The sequence below is a fragment of the Bradyrhizobium aeschynomenes genome, assembly GCF_013178945.1.
Classification (GTDB): domain Bacteria; phylum Pseudomonadota; class Alphaproteobacteria; order Rhizobiales; family Xanthobacteraceae; genus Bradyrhizobium; species Bradyrhizobium aeschynomenes.
Genome location: NZ_JABFDM010000004.1, coordinates 389,528 through 416,526 on the forward strand (window position 1 = coordinate 389,528; position 26,999 = coordinate 416,526).

At 63.7% G+C, this 26,999-nt stretch carries 31 protein-coding genes and 1 tRNA gene; 21 read left to right on the forward strand and 11 right to left on the reverse strand.

Annotated elements, in window-relative coordinates:
• The first annotated feature begins 75 nt into the window (after nt 1-75).
• Nucleotides 76-1,350 carry a fumarylacetoacetase gene (fahA, locus tag HL666_RS14660; protein WP_172182104.1) on the forward strand — a complete coding sequence of 425 codons (1,275 nt, stop codon included), beginning with the start codon at nt 76-78 and terminating at the stop codon, nt 1,348-1,350.
• 177 nt (nt 1,351-1,527) lie between these two features.
• On the opposite strand, the gene HL666_RS14665 is transcribed toward fahA, so the two are convergent.
• Together HL666_RS14665 and HL666_RS14670 are read right to left on the reverse strand one after the other, a co-directional pair.
• A complete protein-coding gene (locus HL666_RS14665) occupies nt 1,528-1,839 on the reverse strand; it encodes a DUF1272 domain-containing protein (RefSeq protein ID WP_172182106.1) in 312 nt (103 codons plus the stop codon).
• Between the two features lie 89 nt (nt 1,840-1,928).
• Entirely contained in the window at nt 1,929-2,408 is a 480-nt protein-coding gene (locus HL666_RS14670; protein WP_172110432.1) for an Lrp/AsnC family transcriptional regulator, read from the reverse strand.
• A 122-nt stretch (nt 2,409-2,530) separates the two neighbouring features.
• Here HL666_RS14670 and hppD point away from each other — a divergent pair, with 122 nt between their 5' ends.
• Entirely contained in the window at nt 2,531-3,649 is a 1,119-nt protein-coding gene (gene hppD / locus HL666_RS14675; RefSeq protein ID WP_172182108.1) for a 4-hydroxyphenylpyruvate dioxygenase, read from the forward strand.
• An 18-nt stretch (nt 3,650-3,667) separates the two neighbouring features.
• Here hppD and HL666_RS14680 read toward each other — a convergent pair whose 3' ends face one another.
• The 4 genes from HL666_RS14680 to HL666_RS14695 all read right to left on the reverse strand — a co-directional run bounded on the left by HL666_RS14680 (nt 3,668) and on the right by HL666_RS14695 (nt 8,756).
• Complete coding sequence (locus HL666_RS14680; protein ID WP_172182110.1) at nt 3,668-4,780, reverse strand: CaiB/BaiF CoA transferase family protein; 1,113 nt, start codon at nt 4,778-4,780, stop codon at nt 3,668-3,670.
• Nucleotides 4,781-4,957: 177 nt separating this feature from the next.
• Nucleotides 4,958-5,758, reverse strand: coding sequence for an FAD binding domain-containing protein (locus HL666_RS14685; protein ID WP_172182112.1), 801 nt, complete (start codon nt 5,756-5,758; stop codon nt 4,958-4,960).
• 68 nt (nt 5,759-5,826) lie between these two features.
• The gene (locus HL666_RS14690) at nt 5,827-8,166 is read right to left on the reverse strand and encodes a xanthine dehydrogenase family protein molybdopterin-binding subunit (RefSeq protein WP_172110428.1); all 2,340 of its coding nucleotides are present in this window, start codon (nt 8,164-8,166) and stop codon (nt 5,827-5,829) included.
• Between the two features lie 104 nt (nt 8,167-8,270).
• Nucleotides 8,271-8,756, reverse strand: coding sequence for a (2Fe-2S)-binding protein (locus HL666_RS14695; protein ID WP_172132422.1), 486 nt, complete (start codon nt 8,754-8,756; stop codon nt 8,271-8,273).
• A 286-nt stretch (nt 8,757-9,042) separates the two neighbouring features.
• On the opposite strand from HL666_RS14695, the gene HL666_RS14700 reads away from it, so the two are divergent.
• The 4 genes from HL666_RS14700 to HL666_RS14715 all read left to right on the forward strand — a co-directional run bounded on the left by HL666_RS14700 (nt 9,043) and on the right by HL666_RS14715 (nt 15,493).
• Nucleotides 9,043-11,082 carry a methyl-accepting chemotaxis protein gene (locus tag HL666_RS14700; RefSeq protein WP_172110426.1) on the forward strand — a complete coding sequence of 680 codons (2,040 nt, stop codon included), beginning with the start codon at nt 9,043-9,045 and terminating at the stop codon, nt 11,080-11,082.
• Nucleotides 11,083-11,485: 403 nt separating this feature from the next.
• Nucleotides 11,486-12,991, forward strand: coding sequence for an MFS transporter (locus HL666_RS14705; protein WP_172110425.1), 1,506 nt, complete (start codon nt 11,486-11,488; stop codon nt 12,989-12,991).
• 3 nt (nt 12,992-12,994) lie between these two features.
• Nucleotides 12,995-13,819: a trehalose-phosphatase gene (otsB, locus tag HL666_RS14710; RefSeq protein ID WP_376698596.1), complete on the forward strand. Its 825-nt coding sequence runs from the start codon at nt 12,995-12,997 to the stop codon at nt 13,817-13,819.
• A 210-nt stretch (nt 13,820-14,029) separates the two neighbouring features.
• Nucleotides 14,030-15,493: an alpha,alpha-trehalose-phosphate synthase (UDP-forming) gene (locus HL666_RS14715; RefSeq protein WP_172110424.1), complete on the forward strand. Its 1,464-nt coding sequence runs from the start codon at nt 14,030-14,032 to the stop codon at nt 15,491-15,493.
• 40 nt (nt 15,494-15,533) lie between these two features.
• Here HL666_RS14715 and HL666_RS14720 read toward each other — a convergent pair whose 3' ends face one another.
• Nucleotides 15,534-15,872, reverse strand: coding sequence for a hypothetical protein (locus HL666_RS14720; RefSeq protein ID WP_172110423.1), 339 nt, complete (start codon nt 15,870-15,872; stop codon nt 15,534-15,536).
• A gap of 224 nt (nt 15,873-16,096) precedes the next feature.
• On the opposite strand from HL666_RS14720, the gene HL666_RS14725 reads away from it, so the two are divergent.
• Nucleotides 16,097-16,186: transfer RNA gene (locus HL666_RS14725), tRNA-Ser, on the forward strand.
• A gap of 161 nt (nt 16,187-16,347) precedes the next feature.
• Nucleotides 16,348-17,583 carry a tyrosine-type recombinase/integrase gene (locus HL666_RS14730; RefSeq protein WP_172182114.1) on the forward strand — a complete coding sequence of 412 codons (1,236 nt, stop codon included), beginning with the start codon at nt 16,348-16,350 and terminating at the stop codon, nt 17,581-17,583.
• 293 nt (nt 17,584-17,876) lie between these two features.
• Here HL666_RS14730 and HL666_RS14735 read toward each other — a convergent pair whose 3' ends face one another.
• On the reverse strand, nt 17,877-18,380 hold the full coding sequence (locus HL666_RS14735) for a hypothetical protein (protein WP_172182116.1): 504 nt from the start codon (nt 18,378-18,380) through the stop codon (nt 17,877-17,879).
• A gap of 231 nt (nt 18,381-18,611) precedes the next feature.
• Here HL666_RS14735 and HL666_RS14740 point away from each other — a divergent pair, with 231 nt between their 5' ends.
• Together HL666_RS14740 and HL666_RS14745 are read left to right on the forward strand one after the other, a co-directional pair.
• Nucleotides 18,612-18,848: a helix-turn-helix domain-containing protein gene (locus tag HL666_RS14740; protein WP_172182118.1), complete on the forward strand. Its 237-nt coding sequence runs from the start codon at nt 18,612-18,614 to the stop codon at nt 18,846-18,848.
• Nucleotides 18,849-19,287: 439 nt separating this feature from the next.
• Nucleotides 19,288-19,470, forward strand: coding sequence for a hypothetical protein (locus HL666_RS14745; RefSeq protein ID WP_172182120.1), 183 nt, complete (start codon nt 19,288-19,290; stop codon nt 19,468-19,470).
• A gap of 66 nt (nt 19,471-19,536) precedes the next feature.
• On the opposite strand, the gene HL666_RS14750 is transcribed toward HL666_RS14745, so the two are convergent.
• The gene (locus tag HL666_RS14750) at nt 19,537-19,818 is read right to left on the reverse strand and encodes a hypothetical protein (protein ID WP_172182122.1); all 282 of its coding nucleotides are present in this window, start codon (nt 19,816-19,818) and stop codon (nt 19,537-19,539) included.
• A gap of 123 nt (nt 19,819-19,941) precedes the next feature.
• Between HL666_RS14750 and HL666_RS14755 the strand changes: the two genes are divergently transcribed.
• Together HL666_RS14755 and HL666_RS14760 are read left to right on the forward strand one after the other, a co-directional pair.
• Nucleotides 19,942-20,373, forward strand: coding sequence for a hypothetical protein (locus HL666_RS14755; RefSeq protein ID WP_172182124.1), 432 nt, complete (start codon nt 19,942-19,944; stop codon nt 20,371-20,373).
• A gap of 11 nt (nt 20,374-20,384) precedes the next feature.
• Nucleotides 20,385-21,152 carry a hypothetical protein gene (locus tag HL666_RS14760; protein WP_172182126.1) on the forward strand — a complete coding sequence of 256 codons (768 nt, stop codon included), beginning with the start codon at nt 20,385-20,387 and terminating at the stop codon, nt 21,150-21,152.
• A 19-nt stretch (nt 21,153-21,171) separates the two neighbouring features.
• Here HL666_RS14760 and HL666_RS14765 read toward each other — a convergent pair whose 3' ends face one another.
• Together HL666_RS14765 and HL666_RS14770 are read right to left on the reverse strand one after the other, a co-directional pair.
• The gene (locus HL666_RS14765; protein ID WP_172182128.1) at nt 21,172-21,801 is read right to left on the reverse strand and encodes a hypothetical protein; all 630 of its coding nucleotides are present in this window, start codon (nt 21,799-21,801) and stop codon (nt 21,172-21,174) included.
• Nucleotides 21,801-22,133, reverse strand: a complete 333-nt coding sequence (locus HL666_RS14770) for a hypothetical protein (RefSeq protein WP_172182130.1) — start codon at nt 22,131-22,133, stop codon at nt 21,801-21,803. The genes HL666_RS14765 and HL666_RS14770 overlap by 1 nt, the downstream gene beginning before the upstream one ends.
• Nucleotides 22,134-22,230: 97 nt before the next feature.
• On the opposite strand from HL666_RS14770, the gene HL666_RS14775 reads away from it, so the two are divergent.
• From HL666_RS14775 to HL666_RS14815, 9 genes are all read left to right on the forward strand, one after another.
• The gene (locus HL666_RS14775; RefSeq protein ID WP_172182132.1) at nt 22,231-22,440 is read left to right on the forward strand and encodes a hypothetical protein; all 210 of its coding nucleotides are present in this window, start codon (nt 22,231-22,233) and stop codon (nt 22,438-22,440) included.
• Nucleotides 22,441-22,477: 37 nt separating this feature from the next.
• Complete coding sequence (locus tag HL666_RS14780) at nt 22,478-22,696, forward strand: hypothetical protein (protein WP_172182134.1); 219 nt, start codon at nt 22,478-22,480, stop codon at nt 22,694-22,696.
• Nucleotides 22,697-22,707: 11 nt separating this feature from the next.
• Complete coding sequence (locus HL666_RS14785) at nt 22,708-23,100, forward strand: hypothetical protein (protein ID WP_172182136.1); 393 nt, start codon at nt 22,708-22,710, stop codon at nt 23,098-23,100.
• A 3-nt stretch (nt 23,101-23,103) separates the two neighbouring features.
• The gene (locus HL666_RS14790) at nt 23,104-23,451 is read left to right on the forward strand and encodes a hypothetical protein (RefSeq protein WP_172182138.1); all 348 of its coding nucleotides are present in this window, start codon (nt 23,104-23,106) and stop codon (nt 23,449-23,451) included.
• A gap of 9 nt (nt 23,452-23,460) precedes the next feature.
• Nucleotides 23,461-23,679 carry a hypothetical protein gene (locus HL666_RS14795; RefSeq protein ID WP_172182140.1) on the forward strand — a complete coding sequence of 73 codons (219 nt, stop codon included), beginning with the start codon at nt 23,461-23,463 and terminating at the stop codon, nt 23,677-23,679.
• Nucleotides 23,680-23,752: 73 nt separating this feature from the next.
• Nucleotides 23,753-24,478 (forward strand): hypothetical protein, encoded by a 726-nt coding sequence (locus tag HL666_RS14800; protein WP_172182142.1) that lies wholly within the window; start codon nt 23,753-23,755, stop codon nt 24,476-24,478.
• Nucleotides 24,479-24,662: 184 nt separating this feature from the next.
• On the forward strand, nt 24,663-24,851 hold the full coding sequence (locus HL666_RS14805; protein ID WP_172182144.1) for a hypothetical protein: 189 nt from the start codon (nt 24,663-24,665) through the stop codon (nt 24,849-24,851).
• Nucleotides 24,835-25,212, forward strand: coding sequence for a hypothetical protein (locus HL666_RS14810; RefSeq protein WP_172182146.1), 378 nt, complete (start codon nt 24,835-24,837; stop codon nt 25,210-25,212). Before HL666_RS14805 ends, HL666_RS14810 begins: the two co-directional genes overlap by 17 nt.
• A gap of 696 nt (nt 25,213-25,908) precedes the next feature.
• Complete coding sequence (locus tag HL666_RS14815) at nt 25,909-26,997, forward strand: hypothetical protein (RefSeq protein WP_172182148.1); 1,089 nt, start codon at nt 25,909-25,911, stop codon at nt 26,995-26,997.
• The last annotated feature ends 2 nt before the right edge of the window (nt 26,998-26,999 follow it).

The window sequence follows — 26,999 nt, forward strand, 5'->3', positions numbered from 1 at the left end:
ATGGATTCCGGGCTCGGCCCTGCGGGCCGCCCCGGAATGACAGCGGGAGGCGTGGCACGAATTCAGGAACACAACGTGAAGCACCCCAACGATCCCTCGCTCCGCTCCTTCATTCCGGTCGATCCGGCGTCCGACTTTCCGATCCAGAACCTGCCCTACGGCGTGTTCTCCGCAGGGGACTCACCGAAGCCCCGCGTCGGCGTCGCGATCGGCGACTTCGTGCTCGACCTCGCCGTGCTGGAGGACGAAGGACTGCTCGATCTGTCGCCGGCCTATGAGGTGTTCGCGCAGCCCTCGCTCAACGCCTTCATGGCGCTAGGTTCTGCCGTGTGGTCGAAGACCCGCGCGGCGATCAGCGCGCTGCTGCGCGATGACAATCCGCGCTTGCGCGACGACAAGCCGCTGCGCAGCCGGGCGCTGCTGCCGCGCCAAGACGTCACGCTGCACCTGCCGTTCCATGTCGCCGGCTATACCGACTTCTATTCCTCCAAGGAGCACGCCACCAATGTCGGCGTGATGTTCCGCGGCAAGGACAACGCCTTGCAGCCGAACTGGCTGCACATGCCGATCGGCTACAACGGCCGCGCCTCGACGGTGGTCGTGTCGGGCACGAAGGTGCGCCGGCCGCGCGGCCAGCTCAAGCCGCCGAGCGCCGAGGTGCCCAGCTTCGGGCCGTGCAAGCGGCTCGACTTCGAGCTGGAGATGGGCGTCGTCATCGGCCAGTCCTCACAGCTCGGCGAGATGCTGAGCGAGGCGCAGGCGGAGGCGATGATCTTCGGCTTCGTGCTGCTCAACGACTGGAGCGCGCGCGACATCCAGCAATGGGAATACGTCCCGCTCGGCCCGTTCCAGGCCAAGGCGTTCGCGACCTCGATCAGCCCGTGGGTCGTCACGCGGGAGGCGCTGGAGCCGTTCCGCGTCGCCGGCCCGGCGCAGGATCCGATGCCGCTGCCCTATCTGCAGCAGAAGGCCGCGCAGAACTACGACCTTGGGCTCGATGTGGCCCTGCGTCCGTCGGGCAGCAACAGCGCCGAGAACATCTGCCGGACCAACTTCAAATACATGTACTGGTCGAGCGTGCAGCAGCTGATGCACCATGCCTCGAGCGGCTGCGCCATGAGTGTCGGCGATCTTCTCGGCAGCGGCACCATCTCCGGCCCCGACAAGCACCAGCGCGGCAGTCTGCTCGAGATCAGCTGGAACGGCACCGAGCCGATCGAACTCGCCGGCGGCGCGAAGCGCACGTTCCTGGAAGACGGCGACTCGCTCGTCATGCGCGGATGGTGCCAAGGCCAGGGCTATCGTGTCGGCTTCGGCGAAGTGGAAGGCACTGTTGTCGCGGCCGAATAGCCACCCCGCCCACCGCCGTCATTCCGGGGCGCGCGCAGCGCGAGCCCGGAATCCATACTCACAGGCGGACCTGTCGTGCGAGCTGCTCGTGGCTATGCTTTCCATCGACACGTCGAGTCGTGATTATGGATTCCGGGCTCGGCCCTGCGGGCCGCCCCGGAATGACGAGGAGAGAGGTCAACGGTTCTCCGGTGCGACGTCCTTGACGCCAGCCACAAACACGGCGACGTCTTCGGTCGCGTACTTGAGATGCACGCGCTTGTCGGACGGCACCTGCTTCACCGTGCACACGCCCGGCCGCCACTCACGCGCCGGCCGGATCGGCCGTGGCGCAAAGCTGCCGCCGCAATTCGGGCAGACGTTGAACAGCTTCGTCTCCACGCAGTCGGCGCAGAAGGTGCACTCATAGGAGCAGATGCGCGCGTCGGTCGCCGACGGCGGCAGGTCCTTGTCGCAATACTCGCAGTTCGGCCGAAGCTGCAGCGCCATGGTCGTCTCGCAATGCTCTGAACCCGGCGATTGTTCCAGAAGGGATGCCGGAGGTGAATGCCGAAGTTCCCTCGATTTGCGCCATGCGGTCAGCCTGACGACAGCGATCCCAGCGGCAGCTTCGCGCTCTCCTTGAGCCGGTCGAGCACGATCGAGGAGCGCACATGGGCAACGCTCTGATGCGGCATCAGCACGTTGTTGACGATGTCGGATAGACTCTTGAGGTCGCGCAGCACGACCTTGAGCAGGTAGTCGGAGTCGCCCGTCAGCGCATAGGCGTCCTGGATGTCGTCGACGCGATTGACCAGCGCACGGAACCTCTCGGCGTTGTCGGGCGAATGCGTCGCCAGCGTGATCTGGATGAAGGCGATCAGCTCGAAGCCGAGCGCCTGGCTGGCGAGCTGGGCGCGGTAGCCGGCGATGACGCCGTCTTCCTCCAGCCGCATCCGCCGCCGCGAGCATTGCGAGGCGGACAGCCCGGCGAGATCGGCCAGCTCCTGGTTGGTCAGCCGGCCGTCGTCCTGGAGCGCGGCCAGGATCTTGATATCGAAGCTGTCGACCGAAATCATGCGCCATGTCCTTCGAGCATGCACGGATCGTGCATATCCAGGCGAAAATGACAATGGTTTGCACGCTCCATGCGCGAAATCCGGGCGATAATCTCCGGATCAAGCTGAAGGAGCTGCCGCCCATGGGTCCGTTTCCGCACGATGCGCCGCCTGCCACCATCTCCGCCGACAACCCGATGGGCACGGATGGCTTTGAGTTCGTTGAATATGCCCATCCCGACGCGGGCGAGCTGCATGCGCTGTTCAAGCTGATGGGCTTCGCACCGGTCGCGCGCCACAAGACCAAGGCGATCACGCTGTATCGCCAGGGCGACATCAACTATCTGGTCAACGAGGAGCCCGGCAGCCACGGCCACGATTTCGTCGCCGCGCACGGCCCGTGTGCGCCGTCGATGGCGTTCCGCGTGGTCGATGCGAAGAAGGCCTATGCCCGGGCAATCGCCCTCGGCGCCGAGCCCGCCGATCTGCCGGCGGCCCAGAAGACGCTCGACGTGCCCGCGCTCAAGGGCATCGGCGGCAGCCTGCTGTACCTGGTCGATCGCTACGGCGCCAAGGGTTCGGCCTATGATCTCGAGTTCGAGTGGACCGGCGCGCGCGACCCGCGTCCGGCGGGCTCGGGCCTCTATTACATCGATCACCTGACCCACAATGTGCATCGCGGCCGCATGAACGTGTGGGCGGGCTTCTATGAGAAGCTGTTCAACTTCCGCCAGATCCGCTTCTTCGACATCGAGGGCCGCGCCTCCGGCCTGTTTTCGCGCGCGCTGACCAGCCCGGATGGCAAGATCCGGATTCCGATCAACGAGGACGCCGGCGATTCCGGGCAGATCGAGGAATATCTGCAGACCTACCGCGGCGAGGGCATCCAGCACATCGCCTGCGGAGCCCGCGACATCTACGCCACCGTCGAGGGCCTGCGCGCGTCAGGCCTGCCGTTCATGCCGTCACCGCCGGAGACCTATTTCGAGCGCATCGACGCGCGCCTGCCCAAGCACGGCGAGGACGTCGCGCGGCTCAAGCGCAACGGCATCCTGATCGACGGCGAGGGCGTCGTTGCGGGCGGTCACACCAAGGTGCTGCTGCAGATCTTCTCCGCAAACGCAATCGGCCCGATCTTCTTCGAGTTCATCCAGCGCAAGGGCGACGACGGCTTCGGCGAAGGCAACTTCAAGGCGCTGTTCGAATCGATCGAGGAAGACCAGATCCGCCGCGGCGTCCTGAAGGTCGAGGCGGCGGAGTAGGGCGGTTCGATCGAGAACCTACCGCCCCGCCTTCCAGGTATTCACCAGCGCCCCGATCTCCGCGACCTCCGGCTCGCGGATGGTCGACGGCGTCCGCGAGAACCGCGGCGCTGGGGCGGGCTGCGTCACGCCGTGGCGCTCCACGAACACGCCGCGGGCGGCCATGTGGGCGTGCTTCGGCGCCTCCGACATCGTCAGCACCGGCGCGAAGCAGATGTCGGTGCCTTCCATGATCGCGCACCACTCCTCGCGCGTCTTGCTCTTGAACACCGCGACCAGCTTCTCCTTCAGCGCCGGCCAGGCGCGCGGGTCCATCTGCGCCTCGAAGGCCGGATCGGAGAGGTCGGCGTGCTGGCGCAGCAGCGCGTAGAACTGCGGCTCGATCGAGCCGATCGAGATGAAGTTGCCGCAGGCGCATTCATAGACGCCGTAGAAATGTGCGCCGCCGTCGAGGAAGTTGCGCTCGCGTCCCTCGGTCCAGCGGCCCATTGCGGTGAGATCGAAGAACATCGCGAGCAGCGACGCGGCGCCGTCGCACATCGCGGTGTCCACCACCTGACCCTTGCCGGACTTCGACGCTTCCAGCAGCGCGGCGAGCACGCCGACGACGAGATAGAGCGCACCGCCGCCGAAATCGCCGACCAGGTTGAGCGGCGGCACCGGCCGCTCCTTCGGCCCGATCGCGGCGAGCGCGCCGGTGATCGAGATGTAGTTGATGTCGTGACCGGCCGCGTGCGCGAGCGGGCCTTCCTGGCCCCAGCCGGTCATGCGGCCGTAGACCAGCTTCGGATTGCGCGCGAGCACGACATCGGGGCCAAGGCCGAGCCGCTCCATCACGCCGGGACGGAAGCCTTCGATCAGCGCGTCAGCGCCGGCGAGCAGCTCGAGCACTTCGGCAATGACCGCCTTGTCCTTGAGATCGAGCTCGATCACCTTGCGGCCGCGGCCGGCGACCGACTTCATGGTCTTGCGCGCGCCGACGCGATCCAGCGTCACCACTTCCGCGCCCATGTCCGCGAGCAGCATGCAGGCGAACGGTCCCGGCCCGATGCCGGCGAACTCGACGATGCGGAAGCCTGCGAGCGGGCCGGTGGCGCGGGTCTGGTTGTGAGGAGCGGTCTTGTCGAGCACGTCGTTGTGTCCTTGGCTTCGCGCGTCTTGTCGCTTTGCGTTTCCTGATCCGCAATTGTCCCGCGTGCCTCGAGGCAACGCAAGCGCGCCGTATGCCGCAAAGCAAAACGGCGCGCATTGCTGCGCGCCGCGTGGAATTTGACGTGCCGTTGCGCGGAATGATCCGCGTCGCGCACGCTAGCCTGCGGCTTGCACCGCACGCTGCGCCATCACCTTCACCAGATTGGCGCGGTAGTCGGCCGAGCCGTGGATGTCGCTGAGCAGGCCGCTCGCGGAGACGCTGACGCCGTCGAGCGCGGACGCCGACCAGTTGGACTTCAGCGCCGCCTCGATCGCGGAGACCCGCATCACGCCGCTCTGCGAGGCGCCGGTGGCGGCTACGCGCACATCGCCGCCCTTGGTCTTGGTGACGAACACGCCGGTCAGCGCGAAACGCGACGCTGGGTGGCGCATCTTGGCGTAGCCGGCCTTCTCCGGCACCGGGAACGACACTTCGGTGATGATCTCGCCGTCCTCCAGCGCCGTGGTGAACAGGCCCTTGAAGAAATCCTCCGCCGCGATCGACCGCTTGTTGGTCTTCACGGTGGCGCCGAGCGAGATCAGTGCCGCCGGGAAATCCGCCGCCGGGTCGTTGTTGGCGATCGAGCCGCCGATCGTGCCACGGGCGCGCACCGCGGGATCGCCGAGCACCGAGGTGAGATGAGCGATCGCGGGGACCGCCTTCTTCACATCGGCATTGGTCATGATGTCGTAATAGGTCGTCGCCGCCTTGATGACGAGCGTGTCGCCCGAGAGCTGCACGCCGATCAGGTCCTTGATCTTGCCGATGTCGATGACATCGGACGGGCTGGCGAGGCGCTGCTTCATCACCGGGATCAGGGTGTGACCACCGGCGAGGAACTTGGCATCGCTGCCCTTGGAGAACAGCGCCGCGGCTTCGTCGACCGAGGAGGCGCGATGATAGGTCGTCTCATACATGGGAAGCTCCCTGAATTTTTTATCGAGATCATTCCGGGGCCGCGCCTGCGCGCGCCCCGGAGCGATGATCAACCGTGGATCGCGTGCCAGACGCGGTCCGGCGTCGCCGGCATTTCCAGCTTGTTGTTGCCGATCGCATCCGTGATCGCGTTGATCACGGCGGCGGACGCACCGATCGCGCCGGCCTCGCCGCAGCCCTTCACGCCGAGCGGATTGCCCGGGCACAGGGTCGTGGTGTGGCTGAGCTTGAACGACGGCACGTCATCGGCGCGCGGCATCGCGTAGTCCATGAAGGACGCCGTGACCGGCTGGCCGTTGCTGTCGTAGATCGCGTGCTCGAGCAAGGCTTGGCCGATACCCTGGACGAGACCGCCATGGACCTGGCCTTCGACGATCATCGGGTTGATCAGCCGGCCGAAATCGTCGGCCGCGACGAAGTTGACGAACGACGTCTTGCCGGTGGCCTCGTCGACCTCGAGCTCGCAGATATAGGTGCCGGCCGGGAAGGTGAAGTTGGTCGGATCGTAGAAGGCGCTCTCCTTCAATCCGGGCTCCATGCCGTCAGGCAGATTGTGCGCGGTGTAGGCGGCGAGCGCGACCATCGGCAGGGCGATCGACTTGTCGGTGCCGGTCACCTTGAACTCGCCGTTCTCGATGACGATGTCGCCCTCGGACGCCTCGAGCGCATGCGCCGCGATCTTCTTGGCCTTGGCCTCGACCTTCTCCATCGCCTTCAGGATCGCAGTCAGACCAACGGCCGCCGACCGCGAGCCGTAGGTGCCCATCCCGAACTGCACCTTGTCGGTGTCGCCATGGACGATCGAGACCTGGCTGATCGGCACGCCGAGGCGTTCCGCGATCAGCTGGCAGAAGGTGGTCTCGTGGCCCTGGCCGTGGCTGTGCGATCCCGTGAGCACCTCGATCGTGCCGACCGGATTGACGCGGATCTCAGCCGATTCCCACAGGCCGACGCCGGCGCCGAGGCTGCCGACCGCCTTCGACGGCGCGATGCCGCAGGCCTCGATGTAGCAGGACAGGCCGATGCCGCGCAGCTTGCCCTGCGCCTTGGCCGCGGCCTTGCGGGCCGGGAAGCCGGCATAGTCGATCGCCTTCATCGCCGCGTCGAGCGAGGCGTTGAAGTCGCCGGTGTCGTAGGCCATGATCACAGGGGTCTGGTGCGGGAACTGGGTGATGAAGTTCTTCCGCCGCAGCTCGGCCGGGTCCATCTTGAATTGCCGTGCGGCGGTCTCGACCAGCCGCTCCAGCAAATAGCTCGCCTCGGGACGTCCGGCGCCTCTGTAGGCGTCGACCGGCGTGGTGTTGGTGTAGACGCCCATCACCTCGGCATAGATCGCCGGGATGTTGTACTGGCCAGACAGCAGCGTGGCGTACAGATAGGTCGGCACCGACGACGAGAACAGCGACATGTAGGCGCCGAAATTGGCGTGGGTCTTGACCCGCAGACCGAGCATCTTGTGGTCGGCGTCGAACGCCATCTCGGCCTTGGAGATGTGGTCGCGGCCATGGGCGTCGGTCAGGAACGCCTCGGTGCGGTCGCCGGTCCACTTCACCGGACGGCCGACCTTCTTGGAGGCCCACAGCGCCACCATCTCTTCCGGATAGATGAAGATCTTGGAGCCGAAGCCGCCGCCGACGTCCGGCGCGATCACGCGCAGCTTGTGCTCGGGCGCGATGTTGTAGAACGCCGACAGCACGAGGCGGGCGACGTGCGGGTTCTGGGACGTCGTATAGAGCGTGAAATGCTCCTCGGCGGCGTCGTAGTCGGCGATCGCCGCGCGCGGCTCCATCGCGTTGGGCGCCAGGCGGTTGTTGGTCAGCTCGAGGCTGACGACGTGAGCGGCCTTGGAGAAGGCAGCGCCGACCGCGGCCTCATCGCCGATATGCCAGTCATAGACGACGTTGCCGGGTGCCTCGGGGTGAAGCTGCGGTGCGCCGGGCTTCAGCGCGGAGGGCATGTCGGCGACAGCCGGCAGCTCCTCGTATTCGACGACGACGGCCTCGGCCGCGTCGCGCGCGAGATTCTTGCTGTCGGCGATGACGACCGCGACGGCCTGGCCGACGAAGCGAACGGTCTCCGGCGCCATCGCCGGCCATGCACCCATCTTCATCGGCGAGCCGTCCTTGGAGGTGATGGCCCAGCCGCAGATCAGGTTGCCGACCTTGTCGTCGACGATCTGCTTGCCGGTCAGCACCGCGACCACGCCGGGCATCGCCTCGGCGGCGGAGGAGTCGATGCTCTTGACCTTGGCGTGGGCGTGCGGGCTGCGGATGAAATGGGCATAGGTCATGCCCACCATCTTGATGTCGTCGACGTAACGGCCCTTGCCGGTGATGAAACGCTTGTCCTCCTTGCGGACGACGCTTGCGCCAATGCCTTCCATACCCATGCGAATCTCTCCCCTACCGGAGTTTGTTGTCCCGCCGCGGCCATCGCGCGCAGCGGTCGTGGTCTCGGTATTGCTTGAAAGACGTCGAAAGCCGACGGCAGCCCTTATTCGGCGGCCTGGGCGACCTTCATCCGGCCCGCGGCGTCGAGCACGGCCTTGACGATGTTGTGATAGCCGGTGCAGCGGCAGATGTTGCCTTCCAGCTCCTCACGCACCGTGGCCTCGTCGAGCTCGCCTCCGTGGCGGTGCACAATATCGATGGCCGACATGATCATGCCCGGGGTGCAATAGCCGCATTGCAGGCCGTGATTGTCGCGGAAGGCGGCCTGCATCGGGTGCAGCTCGTCGCCCCTGGCGATGCCTTCGATGGTGGTGACGTTGGCGCCGGCGGCCTGGCCGGCCAGCACGGTGCAGGACTTCACGGCCCGGCCGTCGATATGGACGACGCAGGCGCCGCATTGGCTGGTGTCACAGCCGACATGGGTGCCGGTGAGGTTGAGATGATCCCGCAACAGGTGCACCAGCAGGGTGCGATCCTCGACCTCAGCCGAGACCGCTTTGCCGTTCACTGTCAATTTGACTGTCGACACGAGTAACCTCCCGATGAATTGTTCTTATTCTGATTAGAAACAGCGCCCTCAGGACTTTGCAACTCGAATTTTCATCGGCGCTGTCATTGCGACGTCTTGCGCAGCCCTCCGGCGATTCGGTCGCATCTGTGTGGTGGCCGCCCGCAGGCCGGAGGCAGGGCAGTATGCCGATGCTGCTCATTTACTGACCCTTAGCCATTGTGACGTAGTTTTGATCACGCTGGGGTGCTCTGCATCCACGCGGGATGGCTCTGGCCATATTAAGAATGGACTCTCGGGGGTGGGAATGTCTGCGCATTTGGCGCCGCAGTCGCGGCGTGGCAATTTTCTGACCCTGCGCTTTCGCGCCAAGATATTTCTCGGCTTTGCGGTCGTGCTGGCGATCTCCGCCGCCAGCATCGGCTTCGCCTATGTCGGGTTCGAGCAGGTCGCGGCGGCCGTCGCATCCTATCGGGCAAGCGTCGCCGAGGCCGATGTGGCCAGAACGATCGACCGCGAGCTCATCTCCTATCAGGCCCTCGCGCGCTATTTTGCGCTGACCGGAAAGCCCGAGGACGAGGCGGCGGCCACGGCAGCCCAACAATCATTGCAGGCCGCGATCGACAAGTCGATGGCGGCGACCAGCACGGCGGAGCGCCGGGCGCAGCTCGGCAAGCTGCAGACGCAGTTTCAGACCTTCGCCAAGATCTTCTCCGACATCGTCGGCCTGACCCGCGACAACGCCAAGCTGGCGACCGATCAGATCGGGATCGTCGGCAACAAGATCCGCTTCAAATTCGATGATCTTGCCGATACGGCCGCGCTGGCGGGCCTGCCCACCGTGCAGACCACAGCCAAGGACCTGACCGGGCAATATCTGACCGCCTCCGCCCTGGTCGGCACCTTCCTGGCCAAGCCGGATCAGAAGACGGCCGACGGCGCCATTGCCAGGACACGCTTCCTGGAAACGTCGCTGGTCACGATCTATGCCAATGACGAGAAGATCACGCAGCGCGTCACCGAGCTCGGCGAGCTCATCAAGCAATACCGCGCCGCCTTCATCAAGTTCTCGGACAATTCCAAGGCCCTGGCGAAGCTGGTGCAGGACATGGGCGGCGCGGCCACCGAGATCCTCGCACTCTCCAACGGGCTGAGGTCCGGACTCGCGGCCGACCAGCAGCGCATCGAGGCGTCAACCAACAACACCATCACGGAGATCGAACGGCTGATCGCGATCCTGGCGGTCGGCGGCCTGGCGCTCGGTGCGGCGCTGGCCCTGATGCTCGGCAACGGCATTTCCAAGCCGATGATCACGATGTGCAAGGCGATGCGCGAGCTCGCCTCCGGCAATTTCGACGTTAGGCTGCCCGGCCTCGGGCGTGTCGACGAGATCGGCGAGATGGCGTCCGCGGTCGAGGAGTTCAAGCTTCAGGCTGTGGCGAAGGCCGAGCGCGACGCGGCAACGCAGGACGCCCAGAACAAGGCCGCCGGCGCCGCCCGCCGGGCGGAGCTGATCCGCTTCGCCAACGAATTCGAGACGGCGGTCGGCTCGATCGTCTCCAACGTCTCGACCTCGGCCGCGCAGTTGGAGCACGCCGCCTCGACCCTGACCCGCACCGCCGAGACGACGCAGTCGCTGGCGGGCCGCGTCAGCGGCACCTCTGATCAGGCGACCGGCCGGATTCATTCGGTGGCCAGCGCGACCGACGAACTGTCCGCCTCGGTCAACGAGATCGGCCGGCAGGTGCGCGAGTCCAGCCGAATTGCCGAATCCGCGGTGATGCAGGCCGAGGAGACCGACGGCCGCATCGGCAAGCTGTCGCGCGCGGCGCAGGAGATCGGCGACGTCGTCAAGCTGATCACCGCGATCGCCGAGCAGACCAACCTGCTCGCGCTCAACGCCACCATCGAGGCGGCGCGCGCCGGCGACGCCGGCCGCGGCTTCGCCGTCGTGGCCTCCGAGGTGAAGTCGCTGGCCGAGCAGACCGCCAAGGCGACCGACGACATCTCCAACCACATCTCCGGCATGCAGGCCGCGACCCAGGAATCGGTTGCCGCGATCAAGCAGATCGGCGGCACCATCCGCCAGATCTCCACCATCGCCTCCTCGATCGCCACCGCCGTCGAGCAGCAGGGCGGAGCGACCCAGGAGATTGCCAGGAACGTGCAGAGCGTCGCGGCCGGCACGCAGGCCGCGGCCACCGACATCAGCCAGGTCAATCGCGGTGCGACTCAGACCGGCGAAGCCTCGGAGGAGGTGCTGCGCTCGGCGCAGTCGCTGTCCTCGGAGAGCGCGCGCCTACGCGAGGAGCTCAACCGATTCATGGCGAATATTCGCGCGGCGTAGGGGCGCTGGACTGGGATTCTCGGCAGTGCATGTGCACGGCTGCCCCAAGCTGGCCGCCCAATTCTCCGGGGTCATCCCCGCGAACTTGGCGGATCCATACGCCGCGGCGGCCATGTGCCGGGTGGTATCAATCGCCCGCCCGCATCCTGCATCACGCGGTATGGATCCCGGGTCGCGCTCGCTTCGCTCGCTCGTCCGGGACGACAGTTGAGGAGAACGCGGCATAGAGCCCTGGGATTGGTGCCCTCGGACCCGCGGTGGCGCTCAGAGTTCCCGCAGCCGGCAAGGGGAACCTCGCCCCCGGCGAGACGTTGGGTCGCAGCGGCAGGAGATAGCTGCCGCATTTGCTCCACCCTCTCCGGTCAAGCATGCGGTGCGACCCGCGCCGTCGCAGTGTGATCCCATGGCACCCCGACAGGCCTCCGCACCCGATCTCCGCCTCGTCACCCCAGCGCCGCAACCCGGCGGCGCCGCGCCGGGCCGCGAGCGCATCATCGAAACCAATATCCCGGCACGTCTCGACGACCTGCGCTGGAGCCCGTTCCACACCCGGGTCGTGCTGGCGCTCGGCATCACCTGGGTGCTCGACGGGCTCGAGGTCACGCTCGCCGGCGCACTGTCGGGGGCGCTCAAGCAGAGCCCGGCGCTGCACTTCTCCAATCTCGACATCGGTCTCGCCAACAGCGCCTATCTCGCCGGCGCCGTCATCGGGGCGCTCGGCTTCGGCTGGCTGACCGATCGCATCGGGCGCCGCAAATTGTTCTTCATCACGCTGGCGCTCTATCTGTCCGCCACCGCTGCGACCGCCTTGTCGTGGAATGTCGCGACCTACGCGCTGTTTCGCTTCCTGACCGGCGCCGGCATCGGCGGCGAGTACACCGCGATCAACTCGACGATCCAGGAGCTGGTGCCGGCCCGCTACCGCGGCTGGACCGACCTCATGATCAACGGCAGCTTCTGGCTGGGTGCCGCGCTTGGCGCGGTCGGCGCCATCGTGCTGCTCGATCCGGCCTTCGCCGGCCCTGATGTCGGCTGGCGGCTGGCCTACGGCATCGGCGCCTGCCTCGGCCTGCTCGTGCTGATCATGCGGATGTGGATCCCGGAAAGCCCACGCTGGCTGATGATCCATGGCCATCCCGAGCAGGCGCATGACATCGTCGCCGCGATCGAGCGCGACGTCACCGGCCACGACCGCGAGGAGCGCGCTAAATCCCTGCCGAAGATGCGTTTGCGGATGCGCGATCACACGCCGCTGCGCGAGGTCGCGCACACGCTGTTCTCGGTCTACCGCCAGCGCTCGCTCGTCGGGCTGACGCTGATGATCGCGCAGGCCTTCTTCTATAATGCGATCTTCTTCACCTTCGCGCTGGTGCTGACCGACTTCTACGGCATCAAGTCCGATCACGTCGGCTGGTATATCCTCCCCTTTGCGGCCGGTAACGTGCTCGGCCCGCTGCTGCTCGGCCGTCTGTTCGACACGCTCGGCCGGCGTGCCATGATCACCTTCACCTATGGCATCTCCGGACTGCTGCTGGCGCTCACCGGCTATCTGTTCTCGATCGGCGTGTTGAGCGCGCAGACGCAGACCGCCGCCTGGATGGTGATCTTCTTCTTCGCATCGCCCGCGGCAAGTGCCGCCTATCTCACGGTGTCGGAGAATTTTCCCCTCGAGGTGCGGGCGCTCGCGATTGCGCTGTTCTACGCGATCGGCACCGGGATCGGCGGCGTCGCCGGCCCCGCCTTGTTCGGCGCGCTGCTTGATTCGGGCGCGCGCGGCGCCGTGTTTGCCGGCTATCTGTTCGGCGCGGCGCTGATGGGGGTGGCGGCGCTGGTCGCCTGGCGATATGCGATCGCCGCGGAGCGCAAATCGCTCGAGCAGGTCGCGCGCCCGCTTGCCGTGATGGAGTAGTTGATGATGTCCGAGAATACCGACCTCACCGTGCCTGCCACGTCCGAGCCGCCCGAGATCGTCCCGGCGCCTGCGAGCCTGGTGCCGCATCTGCACGAGGTCGCGATCCTGCTCGACATCGACGGCACCCTGCTCGATCTCGCGCCGACGCCGCGCGAGGTGTGGGTGCCGCCGGGGCTGGCCGAGACGTTGAACCTCCTGCTGCAGCGAACCTCCGGCGCACTGGCGCTGGTCTCCGGCCGCTCGCTCAACGACATCGATCTGATCTTTGCGCCCGAGGTCTATCCCGCCGTTGGAGGCCATGGCGCGGAGATGCGCCTCGCCGGCGGCAGTGAGGCCGATGCCGTCAAGGCGCCGCCTCTGGACAAGGAACTCAAGCGCCGGCTGGCTGCGATCGCCAGGCTCAGCCCCGGAATTCTGCTCGAGGACAAGGGCTATTCGCTGGCGCTGCATTATCGTCTCGCGCCGCAGGCGGAGAAGGTGATCTACGAGGAGGTGTCGCGCATTCGCGCCGAGCTGCCCGGTGCGCCGATCGAGGTGCTGCCCGGCAAATGCGTCTGCGAGATCAAGCATGCCGGGTTCACCAAGGCGAGCGGCGTGCGCGAATTGATGCGGCACGCGCCATTCGCCGGACGCAGGCCGTTCTTCATCGGTGACGATGTCACCGATGAAACCGTGTTTGCAATCATGCCCGATTTCGCCGGCCTGTCGTTCTCGGTCGGCCGCCGCGCGCTCGGCGTCGACGGACATTTCGACGCGCCGGACGACGTGCGCGCCTTTCTCGCCCAGCTCGCAGGGAGTGGAACTAATTCCATCGCGTCGCGGTGACCGCCAGGCGCGTTGTTAGTTCCTCAAGGAGTTCCACATGCATGGCGTTCGCGTCTGCATGCATCGTCATTGATTAGAAATGTTCTGACTTGCTCCCCGCTGTGATTACACCGCGGGCTTGCCTGAATTTGGTTTCAATTGGTTGAAAGGGTGGCCTGGAACCATATTGATGAACGGTTGTTAACCGACATGACCAACAGGAGGGGAGCTGTGAACCTCGTCGTGGTTTCGAATCGGGTGGCCCGTGGCAAAGCCAACGAGCCAATGACCGGCGGACTTGCGGCAGCTCTGCTGCCCGTTGTTGAAAATTCTGGGGCAGTGTGGGTCGGTTCCTCGGGTCGTGTGCGCGATGGTGCGCAGATGGAACCGATTGCGCAGGTCGAGCAGCTCGGCCAGGGCGCGCTGGCGCTGCTGGATCTGCCGGCGGCGCATTATGCCGGCTACTACGAAGGTTTCGCCAATTCGGCGCTGTGGCCGGCGCTCCACTCCCGTAGCGATCTGATCCGCGTCTCGCAGGAAGACTATCATTCCTATCGTGAGGTCAATTCGTTCGTCGCGCGCGCGCTGCTGCGGTTCCAGAAGCCAGACACGCTGTTCTGGATTCAGGATTATCACTTCCTGTCGCTCGGTGCGGAGCTGCGCGCACTCGGAGTGAAGAGCCGGATCGGCTTCTTCCTGCACACGCCCTGGCCGGCACGCAGCGTCATCGACAGCGTGCCGAATCACCGTGAGCTCGTCACCGCGATGCTCGCCTATGACCTCATCGGTTTTCAGACCGAGGACGATCGCGACAATTTCACCGCCTGCATCCGCGCCGATCTCGGCGTGCTCGTGCGCGATGGGGTGGTCAGGTCGCGGCACGGCCACACGCGGCTGGCGGTGTTTCCGATCGGCATCGATGCCGACAAGTTCGCTGCATCCGCCGCCAAGGCGGCGTCGCATCCCGACGTGTCGCGGCTGCGCCGCAGCCTGCATGGCGAGAAGCTGGCGATCGGCGTCGACCGGCTCGATTATTCGAAGGGGCTCGTCAACCGCATCAACGCGTTCGATCGGATGTGGACGATGCATCCGGCCCTGCTGCGCGCCGTGTCGCTGCTGCAGATCGCGACGCCGTCCCGCGAATCGATCGAGGCCTATGGCAATCTGCAGAGCGAGGTCGCGCGCCTCGTCAGCGAGGTCAATGGCCGCCATGGCGAGGTCGACTGGACGCCGATCCGCTATCTCAACAAGGGCTATGGCCAGGGCGTGCTGGCCGGCCTCTATCGCAGCGCGCAGGTCGGTGTCGTCACACCGCTGCATGACGGCATGAATCTCGTCGCCAAGGAATATGTCGCCGCCCAGAGTCCGGTCGATCCCGGCGTGCTCGTGCTGTCGAAGTTCGCCGGCGCTGCCAACGAGCTCGATGCCGCGCTGCTGGTCAATCCGCACGACATCGACGGCATGGCCCGCACCATTGCGATGGCGCTCGCGATGCCGCTCAACGAGCGCCGGATGCGCTACGAGATTCTGATGACCAAGCTGCGCCGCCATTCGATTCAGCAATGGTTCGCGGACTTTATCGAGTCATTGCAGGACAGCGAGGCCGCGGAGTCGGTCGAGATCGGACCTCTGCCGGAGGCGCCGGCGAGCTTTCTCACGAGCCGCCTCGCATCGTCGAGCGCCCGTTACCACTAGCACGGTCGCAGCAATGAGGGCGCTCCTGCGCCCCAGGCCGTCAATGGCAGTACGCGACGCCCTCCAGGACGGCGCAGCGCAGCTTGTTCGGTGAGCTCGGATTGTCCATCGGCACCATGCCGCTGCCCTGGCCGACGAACACACCCGGCCCGACCACCACCGAGGCCTTGTTGCCCACGATCACCGACGGATGCGGCTTCAGGCTGGACTTGGTCCCGTCCGGCCACAGGATCGCGTCGCCCTGCCAGATCCCCTTGCGGCCGTCGTCGCAGGTCACGTCGACGCCCTGCTTGGTGCATTGATCGGCATGCGCGTCTCCGGCTGCGGCAACACTGAGCACCGCGGTCAGCAGGACGGCGAGACGGGGGAGTGACGGCATGGCGGCGGATCCATTTTGGCGGTGCAGCGCTGCGGACGGCAAATCAGTGGTCGTGGCATCGCGCGGGTCGGTTCACCAGCCCGCGCCTGCAGCCCAAACGCCCCCCGAATCGGTCCCCCGCCGCAGCAGATTGGTGATTTTCATCAGTGATTTGGAGGAAATTTGGCCCGAAAGGTCCCTCCCGGCTTGCAAAACGCCTCCGACCCCGCCAAGAGAGGGCCGCCGGAGAGATGGCCGAGTGGCTTAAGGCGCACGCTTGGAAAGCGTGTGTGCGGGAAACCGTACCGTGGGTTCGAATCCCACTCTCTCCGCCAGCCCAGTGTTCGCATCTGTTCGCTGTCGTCCGCCAACCCCCTGAAAAATAGCCGCAATTTTAGCGTTTGATGCCCTCAAGCGTCCGCGCGAGTTCGCCCCAGAACGTGGGTAAACGCGTTTAGGATGTGGGTAGCATCGTGGGTAAGGCTGCGAGGCAGAGATGGCGCATCTGGTGGGCCGCCTGACGGCACTGAAGGTAATCAAAGTCAAGAAGCCTGGCATGTACGCAGATGGCGCCGGCCTCTATCTGCAGGTCACGGGCGACGGCCAAAGCACCCCTGCCAAGTCCTGGATCTTCCGCTTCACCCTTCGCGGCCGCTCCCGCGAAATGGGCCTCGGTTCATTCTCGATCTTTGGGCTGGCCGAAGCGCGGGCAAAGGCAGCTGAATATCGACGGCAGGTCTACGAAGGTATCGATCCGATCGAGGCGCGCCGAGCGCACCGCGCTCAGGCCGCTCTGGAGGCCGCCGCCGCGCTGACCTTCAAGGAATGCACCAAGCAGTATCTGGCGGCCCACAGCGCCGGCTGGCGCAACGCCAAGCACGCGGCGCAATGGAGCTCGACGCTGAAGACGTATGCCGAGCCGGTGATCGGTTCGCTCTCGGTGCACAGCATCGACACCGCGCTGGTGATGAAAATCATCGAGCCGTTGTGGTCGAAGAAGCCGGAAACCGCCTCGCGGCTGCGTGGTCGAATCGAAGCTGTGCTTGATTGGGCGACCGTGCGGGGCTTTCGCCAGGGTGAGAATCCAGCTCGGTGGCGGGGCCATCTCGACAAGCTGCTGCCGGCACGTGCCAAGGTGCGCATGGTCAAGCACCACGCGGCGTTGCCCTATGATGAGCTACCCGCATTCATGACCGCCTTGGGCGCGCAAGAGGGCGTCGCAGCGCGCGCACTCGAGTTTTTGATCCTCACCGCCGCCCGCACCGGCGAGGTGATTGGTGCGCGACCAGAAGAAATCAAGGACAAGGTCTGGACGGTGCCGGCCGGGCGCATGAAGGCCTCGAAGGAGCACCGCGTTCCGTTGTCGGAAGCTGCGCTCGCCATCATCGATACGGTGCGGGAGGTGCAGGGTCGGGCATATCTGTTTCCGGGTGGCAAGCGCGACAGGCCGCTCAGCAATATGGCCATGCTGGCCTTGCTGGATCGTATGGGACGGATGGACCTAACTGCGCACGGTTTCCGCTCGACCTTCCGGGATTGGGCCGCCGAGTCCACGAATTATCCAAATGAAGTGGTCGAGATGGCGCTCGCCCACACGATTGGTAGCAAGGTTGAGGCCGCTTACCGCCGAGGCGACCTGTTCGAGAAGCGGAAATCGCTGATGTCCGATTGGGCAACGTTCTGTGCGTCGAGCGGAGGCGCGGATCAAAAGATCATTTCGATGCGCGCCTGAAATGCCCGCTCGCATACTTGGCTGCGCATTCGCCCTCGACGGCCTCCCGAGAAGGTGCTCGCAGGGCAAATCTCTAGTGTTAGTAGTCCAATACGCTAGGCCAACGCTGGCCGGCACATTGCGCATAGCGACCCGATGAAGCTCGCCATCGGGAGCCCGAACAAGTACTCAGCATGAGAACCTACATCCGCCGATATCGCATTCACGGGGATCAGTTTAGTGGATGCTTACGGTCTTGATCGTTGCTGATGCGCGTAGATTACGGGCGACGGATCGCTTTCGCGCGACTGAGGTCACAAGTTTGGAGTTCGCTGACATGCAAGAGAGGCGCCGTCCGCGTCGTTCGGAAACGGCAACCGCACGTCGGCTATTTTGCAAATCGCTTCAATCAGGAGCCGAACCACTCGGGTATCCCATTCCATTTGCTCAATAGGCGCGTCCCAATGTTCTGACACAACGTGCGCTGCATGGCGAGCTTTTATGCCCAGGCCTACGATCGTCCGCGCCGGCGTAGCCATGATTGCCAGCTCGATGGGCGCCAGACGAGCCAGCACCGATTCGATTTTCTGCGTTTGGCTGGCGTCGTCCGAGCGGACGTTCTCTGCATCTGGGGGCTCTCGCTCATCAACGCGATGGGACTCTAACGCAGAAATCTCCGACAACAGCGTGATAAAGGTCGTGTCTAATTGGACAAGCGCAAAATCGGGATCAAGCTGCCCAGCTGCAGGCGTCCGATCCAGTGAAAGCTCATTCCGAGCATTCGACTCTTCCGCTCTCAGAGAGGTAGTGGGATTCATCGCCTCGCCCTTACGGTACGTTGTCCATTTGCCCCTCGACACTCATTCCAGGGGAAATTGCATGTATTGGTCATGGTGTGCGCCAGCGCCCGGGCCTGCAGCCACGCTGCATGAGACGGAGCGGCATTCCCATTGAAGCCCCCGCGAAGCGAATAGCGTGGCCCGTAGAATACCGAATTTATCGGTATCTGAAAAGTCGTTTTATGTCTCTGGCCCCCTCGTGAGGCCGAGATGCCGAAAACGGTCACATCACCCCTGCAGAAGAAGCTTGCCGCCATGCTGGTCGAGCACAGGAAGGCTGCAGGGTTGAGACAGGTCGACCTGGCTGAAAAGATGGGTGTCTACCAGTCCTGGGTCACCCACATGGAATCTGGTCAACGCCGGATTGATGTCGTCGAGCTTATTGAGCTGGGGAAGATCCTGGGGTTCGACCCGGTCGACGTGGTTAGGAAGTTGAGTCGTAAGTAGACCTTGCGATTCAAGTCGCGCTTCGAGAAAAGGGCCCGTAGCGTCGCCTTCACGCGCACATCACGAGGGACTGCGCCGGGCGTAGGGGACCGCCTGGAGCGGGCGTGACCTATCAAGCAACAGGATCGCGTGGCTCGGAACGGGATCACGTCGGAGGTCGGGATAGTCGATGCGCGGGGAGTGAACGCGCTGGGACTCGAACCCAGGACTCCGTGATTGAAATCATGACGTTCTCATTCCTTCGGGAAACGGGACACCGGACGACCGATCGATGCCGATGGTGTTGCCGCCGCGCCACGGCAGGCCGCCCAACCCCGCCGCCCCGCCCCCCGGGGGAGGGGAGAGGGACCCATGGGGGTACCCCCTGGGTGGAAAACACCTCCTGGTGAAAATCTGTTCCCCCCTCTCCGCCGCCACACCGTGTCCGGGGACCCACCTCATGATCAAGCTGCTGACGTTTTCGTACCTGCTACCGACATGGTCGTTGATGGAGCTGCACATCCTTACAGTCGGACTTTTGCGTATTATTGCGCGTTGGCTGGGTCGCGTCGGGCTGTTTTTGGAGTCTGCAGCTGTCTACGAGGCTGTCATACGCCTCATGGACAAGAGTCCGTTCCGATAGCCACCACACCCGTATCCAGGGGGACCCGTTTTTGGGACTCCGCGTCCGCGCAGATGGGACCCGTTTTCAGGTGTTCGGAGTCCCAGCTTGGGTGTCGACAGCGGCATCGTCTGTCTTGCGGGCCATGAGCGATGCGGGCATGTTGGCTGCCGATGCAACGCCGAGCGAGCGAATGACGAGCGCGAGCGCCCACACCATGGGCCAGTGCGAGGGTCCGGAGCGCTGAGGGCAGAGCATCATTTCTGAGGCATAGTTCGGGGCCGCCGGGTTGATCAACTCGGCGGCCTTTGTCTCTTCAACCGTAAACGCGCCCCGTGTTGTTATTGTTGCTGTCGCTACTCTGGCCATGCAACGCTGCCTCGTTTCGACCGCACAGAATCGCTGCACTATTAACGGTCGTCCCATCGCATGCCGCTGCAACGGGGTAGAATTGTTGCCACCGATGTTCTTGTCGACGGGGAAGGGCGGAGCATGACGCTCAATGACGCTCAGGAATGGGCCAAGCTCGCGCCGCTCGTCACCGCGCTCGTTGCGGTGGTTGCCGTTGCGATCGCGTGGCGGCAATTTCATCTCAACCGGCAGAACCAACGTGAGACTACGGCGAATGCAACATTTCGCGAGTTCTTGAAGCTGTGTGTCCAGTATCCCGATCTGGCTGACGGGAAGCCCTCTATCAACAAGGAGAAGTACGAATGGTTTGTCGCCCACTTTCTTTGGGCCGCCGAGGAGTTGCTGGAATTCGACCGAGATGAATGGGAAAAGAACCTTAAGCTGCACCTGTCGTATCACTCCGAATTTCTGCGGACCGACCTGCGATTCCGAGAAGAAGACCTTCCAACATACAGTTCTGACCTGCGGCAATTCATCAGGAATGGTATCGAGAATTTTGATAAACCCTTTTGAGGAGGGACGCGATGAATCAGAAGCGCGGCAAGCGCAACGGGCGCATCTCGGAGACCAACACAAGACCTGCTCCGGCGCGCCTCGATGCGGGCAAGGGCGATCGTCGGACGAATGACGCCCTTCCACTCGACGGACGCATCATCCAGCCTGACCGAAAGCACTGGCTCGATTATATAACCGCTCTGCTAGGGTTCATTGCTGCGATAACTGGCTTCGGCGCAGCGGGATTTTCGGGTTGGCAAGCCTGGATTGCGTACCAGGGCACGATCGTTGCGAACCGAGCTTTTGTTCTATCAAACTCGTTCCAATATATCACATATCAAGAGCCAACAGAGTCGAACCGCATATGGATAGCGTCTCCGCTTATCGAGAACTCCGGAAATACACAGACCCGAAGGATGACGACATTCACTCAAGGATATGTCGGTCTGCCCGGTGGCTTCCCGTGGGACGACTCAACGAAACAGCAGCCAAGAGCAAACAGATTAATAGGACCAAAAGGGAGCTCTGTGGCGCAGACGGTAGGGGCTACCCCAGAGTCATTCAACCAGATGCAGTCTGGCCCGAAGCTGGGCGCTGCAGGTATTATTAGATATCAAGACATATTTGGCGGGTGGCATCTCACCGAGTACTGCTATTTTGCCCGACCCATGACCCATTTTGACTTCAAGGCGTTCCCGTCGAACCAACCAGTGAGAGCCGAAGGGCAGCTTTGCGATCAGCATAATTGTGCAGACGAAGAATGCGGCCCAGATTGGCTAAAGCGTGCCATGGAGTAGCTGGGTTATCCGGTTGCGCCTATGCAACGTGGGAGATGCCGATCTTACCCTGACCTCGATTGCCGCGACATCCGTGTTTCGGAAGCAACTCGATCACATCAATCTCAGTGCGGAACGCCGCCTGGAGCGCAACGCGAGCAAGAACGAAGACGTCGTTGGACCATTCCTCGCGCATGGCGAGGGCGGCGCGCCGGATCATCTCGCCAGGAATGCCGATCGGAGCCCCCTTGGCCTTCCACGCCGCGCGCGGCCTCTGGACGGTGTTCCGTAGCTTTGGCGATGGGCATTGCAAGCTCCTCTGCCAACCGCTGACGATCCCATGGGGCGTCGTGAATCGGCAGCGCTTGGCGTCGGGCAGGGCGTCCCGCCATGCCGCGATCGCCTCGGCGTTGTCGGCCATCTGCACCGACCAGAACTGATCCATGCGGCTGATGTCGCCGAGGCCATGCTCGGCAAGCCACCCGTTCATGCGGAGGCTGTATGCCGTCCCCTTCGGCGAATTGACCTTAGCCAAGGTCATCGCCTCGCGGCGTCCGATGCGACAGGCGCAGCCGACTGCGCACCAGTCCTGAAAGGACAGCTTCTCGCCTTCACGGATACGGGCCAGAGCCTTGCGTCCCTCGGAGATGACGTTGTCGTCGCCAACCATCACCCGATGCCCGCTTGCAGAGCGGTGGCCGTCACCACCCCTGCAGTCGACGTGTTGTTGATCCGCCATGCCGCGATCGGCTGCGTGATCACGCCGGCCTGGTTCATGGAGCTAGTGACGATAGCGCTCACTGCAGACGCGCTGAAGACGGTCGGTCCGGCAGACGATGGATAGACATTTGTCGGATCGTCGAAGGTGACCTGCAGTGTGTATTGGCTGGAGAGACCGGAAACGAGAATGCCGAAGCCAATGTTGATTGGCGTCGTGTGCCAGTTGACGAGCCTCCAGGGCGAGATGTTGCCCGACGCAGCCGTGACGTAATTTGGCATCATGTTGGCGCTCCGTTGTATAACTAACAACTTTCTGTTTGTAACGGAACATTCTCATAAACTGAACGCGTCAATGCCGTTTGCCTAGAAGGCTTCTGTTATGGCCAACCTCGAACGATACGCCGCTCAGATCGCTGCTGCTGAGGACGATGTCCGCAAAGCAATGGAGGACTACCGGCGCGGCGGCACCCCCAACAAGCTGAACAAGGCCAACGATCGGCTCGCGGATGCGTTGGCCGATTTCCGCGATTGCAGCGGTGGCGCTGTGCCGCGTCAATGGCGCGACACTGTACGGACGCGGCCGGCATGAGCGCTGGCTCGCTGGATGCAAGTGACAGGATGCTGTAATGGCAAAACAACCGCGCTTTCCGATCAAGTTGGAGTTCTGGACCACGCCAGAGCAATTCGACGCGCTGCAGGTGCTCGCCGAGGCATCGTTGATGGACAGATCGGACCATCTGCGGCAGGCGCTCAACGTGCATCTGATGCAGCATGGTGCGCTCGCAGCGCTGCGACAGCCGCATTCCAACGGCGCCAGTCGCGGCGCATCTGCAGACCCAATCTGATGGAGGACCCCATGGCGTACAGTTACGAAGACATCATGACCGCGCAGGCCGAGCGCATCGCAGCCGAACGGGCCGAGCTGAATGCCGAGCTTGAAGCCGGTCGCATGAACGAGGACCCCAGTAGGGTGAACTACGCTGCGCACCGCATCCTGGAATTGGACGCGCAGGAGGTATCGCTCATGCAGCGCGCCAACACGCACTACACGCAGACGCAGGCGGCGGCCCGGAAGCAGAACCCGTATGGCCTGAGCGACGAAGAAATGCAGGTCGCCGGCAACTTCAGCCAGAACCCTAACCTGTCGCGCGATCAGAAGATCGAAATGTATGCGCGCCAGAAATCGAAGTACCAGCAGATGCGCCGCGACGGCAGCTACCGCGACGATCAGGGCACGGTCCGGAGGTGAGCCATGGTTCTGACCTTGAAGAGTAGCCGAGTTGCAGAGGTCTACATCGTCGAGCTTGAGGCCGATGGCGCCAAGCGGATTGCCCGCGCCACGCAGATGAACAACAACCCGAAACAGTGGTCAGCGCAGATCGAGCACCCCGCAGGAACGCGGCCATGTTCGAACATCTATGGCACGCGCGGCGATGTCGCCGTTGCCCTCGCCGAATATCTCAACCGCACGCGTAGCTCATATCTGCAGGAGGCCGCGCGCGGTCATCGGCCAGAGCAACAGATGCGCGATGCCAACGTCCGGGTCGACGAGTTTGGGCAACCGATGGAAGTCACGACCTTCCAGACCCGCAGCCGATAGGAGAGACCGATGTCACGACTGGAAAGGCTCCGCGAATACAAACGGCAGGCTGGCCCGTCCGGCGAGAGCCGGGACCGGTCGACGCTGGACTATTGGGCCAACCGCGCGAGCGAGAATTCGTACCATCGCGGTCAGAAGAAGCCCAAGGCAGGCGGACCCGGCCGGACCGACAAGAACCATGTCGGCGAGGACGACTACATGCCGGACGTCCACCGCGTCAGCACCTGACCTCAAGCCCCTCGGTGACCAGATGGTGACCCGTCGGAAGTATCGTAAGCCACTGGCTTTCAAGGACGGTGGCGTGGTGCCGGTCGTCGACCATGTGCCGCCGCCAGGTACACCGTCCGAACCATCGGCAGATGCTGCGACCGATGGCTTACCGGAAGACCCAATCAAGCAAGCGCTAGAGGCGCAGCGCCGCGCCGAGGAGCTGGCGAAACAGCCGCCGCCGCGCCTGCCGACTATCGAGGAGCAGATTGACCGCATCGCCGGCATCTCCGAGTTCAAGCGCGAGACGTTGAAGCAGTACCCGAGGCTCATGGACCCGTCCATCGCGCCGCTGGCATCTCGGCATTACGCGGCGGCCTTGGCGGACGGCGTCGCCGATGACACGGAGCAGATGAAGCGGCGCATTGTCGGGGGTGTCACAGCCGACCTTGAGTTGATCGAGCGGACCCGAACAGGGGCTATGCGGACCGATGCGGCATCCGCCACCGTCCCGGCCCAGCAAGTTCAAATCGAGGCCTCCCCGACATCGGCGGCACCGCTGCCGCGACGCCCCGGTCCGGCTCCGGCTCGCCGTGTGCCTGTCTCGGCGCCGGTCTCGCGCGGCGTCCCCACTGGATCGGGAAGGCAGGAGAGCGGTCCGATCACGTTGACCGCCGAGGAGCGGGCCATTGCTCGGAATTCCTTCGGTGCGGTCAGCGGGCTGCACATGTCGGATGACGACAAAGAGCGCCTCTATGCCTCGAATAAACGGCGCTACTTGGCGATGCTAGCGTCCGGCCAATATGGGGGGCAGGGGTGACATACAGCGATGATCCGGCCGTTCATGCCGCCGTTGACCTTTGGATGCATGACCGTATGCCCCATCCCTGGTGTCCGTCCGGCGTCGAGGCACCGCGTCCGTTGACTCGCGCCGATGTCGTTGCCGCGGTTCTGGATCGGTTCGGCCCCGATGCTGCCGGGTCAATCCGGGTCAGGGTGCACTGATGTCGATCCCGACCCGCCAAGATTATGCCTTGCGCGATGTCGAGAACCTTGCCGCGAATGTCGTCGTCCGGCTTACGACCATGCGCTACGCCCCCAAGAACACCAACCGCGACGTGGCAGGGCTCCGCGAGGTGTTGCAGCAGTATGTCAACGCAGTGATGGCGCTCGCCCATGAAGCCGAAGGATAAGGCGCACTACATCCCGATGGGCGTGGCCGAGAAGAAGAGCCGCTTGGAGCGGTTCGCCGATCTCAATCGGTGGGTGACGGCACGCGGAGGTTGGATCGTGTCGCTGCCGGGGGCCGACCCGGTCGTCGTTGAATGCCTGCCCGAAATGTCCCTGGCCAGCGAGCTGAGAGACGCAGGATACGAGTTGACACCGGCCGGAGAGGGCGAGCGCATCATTCCGAGCCGGATCGTCCAGAAGCTCGCGATGAGGTCGGACGGCACTTACGAGCAACTGGCGGCCGGCTCGACCCGCCCCGTAGCGCTGACGGCGATCCACTCGGGCATAACGGCCGTGCTGCGGTATTCGTTTTCGGTGCGTTGAGGAAATTCGCTCCGCCTGCTCCGAGAACGGCAATGGTTCGCGGAGGGCGATTGACCGCTCGATTAGAATGTACCAAAGCAACCCTACAACCTTTTTTTGAGTCTCTATTTCAGACCATGCGAGGTGGCGCTGGTGACTGCCCAATCGCCAGACAGCATATTCCTAAACATTGTCGGCCCCGCCATATCCAGCGGGGTGGTTGCTGCGCTTTTTTGGCTATCCGGAGAATCAGGCCAGCTGTCTCCAGTTCTGACTGCTGTGCTCACTGCTTTCGGCGGATTAAGCGGTCTCGTGTTCTCGTTGATGTACAAAAGGTATCTTGGGGTTCTCGCCGCCGGTGGCGCTCGAAAGGGGAGTCCGGCACGCGCGGCTTACGACCGGCTTCGTGATAGTCTTTCTGGGGGGAATGTTGCAGCACGCATCTACAGCAGGGGCCTGAGCACATTCCTTGATGGAATCGAGCGGCTCCTCGGTGATGCTAACATGGCGGATCGAACGTTGTTTCCCCGCGCCTTCGGATTGAAGACACCGTCTCCGCTATGGACCGCGCCTGCGTTCGATTGTTGCTTGCTGCTGGCTCTAGTCTATCCCGTTGCGACTATCCTACTAATCTGGACGATCTCTGGCCATGTCGGGTCTGCTGGGAACGCATTGGGTCTCCAGGAGGGCATCTCTTGGTGGCGACGACTCGCTGGGGTGCTCCTGATCATTGTTAGCTCTGTACCCCTGTCGCGGGCTTACCGTTCCGAAAATTGGTTCAAGACTTTGGTTTTTCTAGCTGTTGGCGTGGTTCTCGCCGGCTACGGCGCTAGAGTCACTGGCGCTAGTCTTGTGTTTATGGGTATCGCTCTCGCCTTCGCTAGCGTTTACGCTAGCTTGAGTGGTGGCGTTTCAAGTGGTGCCCGCACTCTGGCTGCCGTGGTCTCTGTAATTGCGACGTTCGCCGCAATTCAGACCAGCGCGCTCATCGAGACGCTTGCTGGCGTTTTCGTTCTCGCAAGTGTTTTCAAGTTCCTTAGCGACGTCGCGCTTGCGAAACTGCGGTACGGGCTATTTCTAGCGGTCTTTGTCGCCACCATGATCGTTTTGTGCATCAGTTTCCCCTTAGCTGTAGCATCAGGTCCAGATTGGAAGGACGTAGGCGCCCTTTTGCTATTCATCGTTTTGCTGACGCTCATAAACGCCCCCTTTGATTGGGCATCGCTGGGTCTAACAAGGGCTCTGCTTCGCCGTGGTCAAGAATGTGGAGGCTGGTTTCCGTACGCTTTTGCCTTATTGGACGCCGCGCTGGCCGCATTCATCATTGCGCTTTTGGCGGTGGCCATGGTGATCGGAGTCCAGGCTTTCGAAACGGTCGCGGTTCATAGCGGCGGCAAACCGATTCTACCTCTGAGAGAGTTTTTCGATGGCCTTGTCGTCCGTCCAAGCGATCCGGAGCATTGGTGGCTCTACGCCCTGCTTATTTCCTCAATGATCCCGAGCTTCGCAAACTTGGCGATCGGCGGCATTGCGTTTGTGCGAGGCGTTCCTGGACTGCCTTCGGTTTTGCTACGATTTCTGCCCGACGGCAAAGCAGTCCCGACTTTTGATCGCGCCTGGATCGCGCTAGTCCTCACCGCTCAGGCCTTCCTCGGTGTGAGTCTTGGCGTGGCCGCTCAGGGGGTCCTTGCTGTAGGCGTTATCGGATATGTGCTTCCGTGGTTCGGCTTTCGCATCCTTGAGTTTGCCCGTCAGATTGCTGAGTTCAACCTGCCAGAGCGGATATGGTCGCTACTGATCGGCTGAAC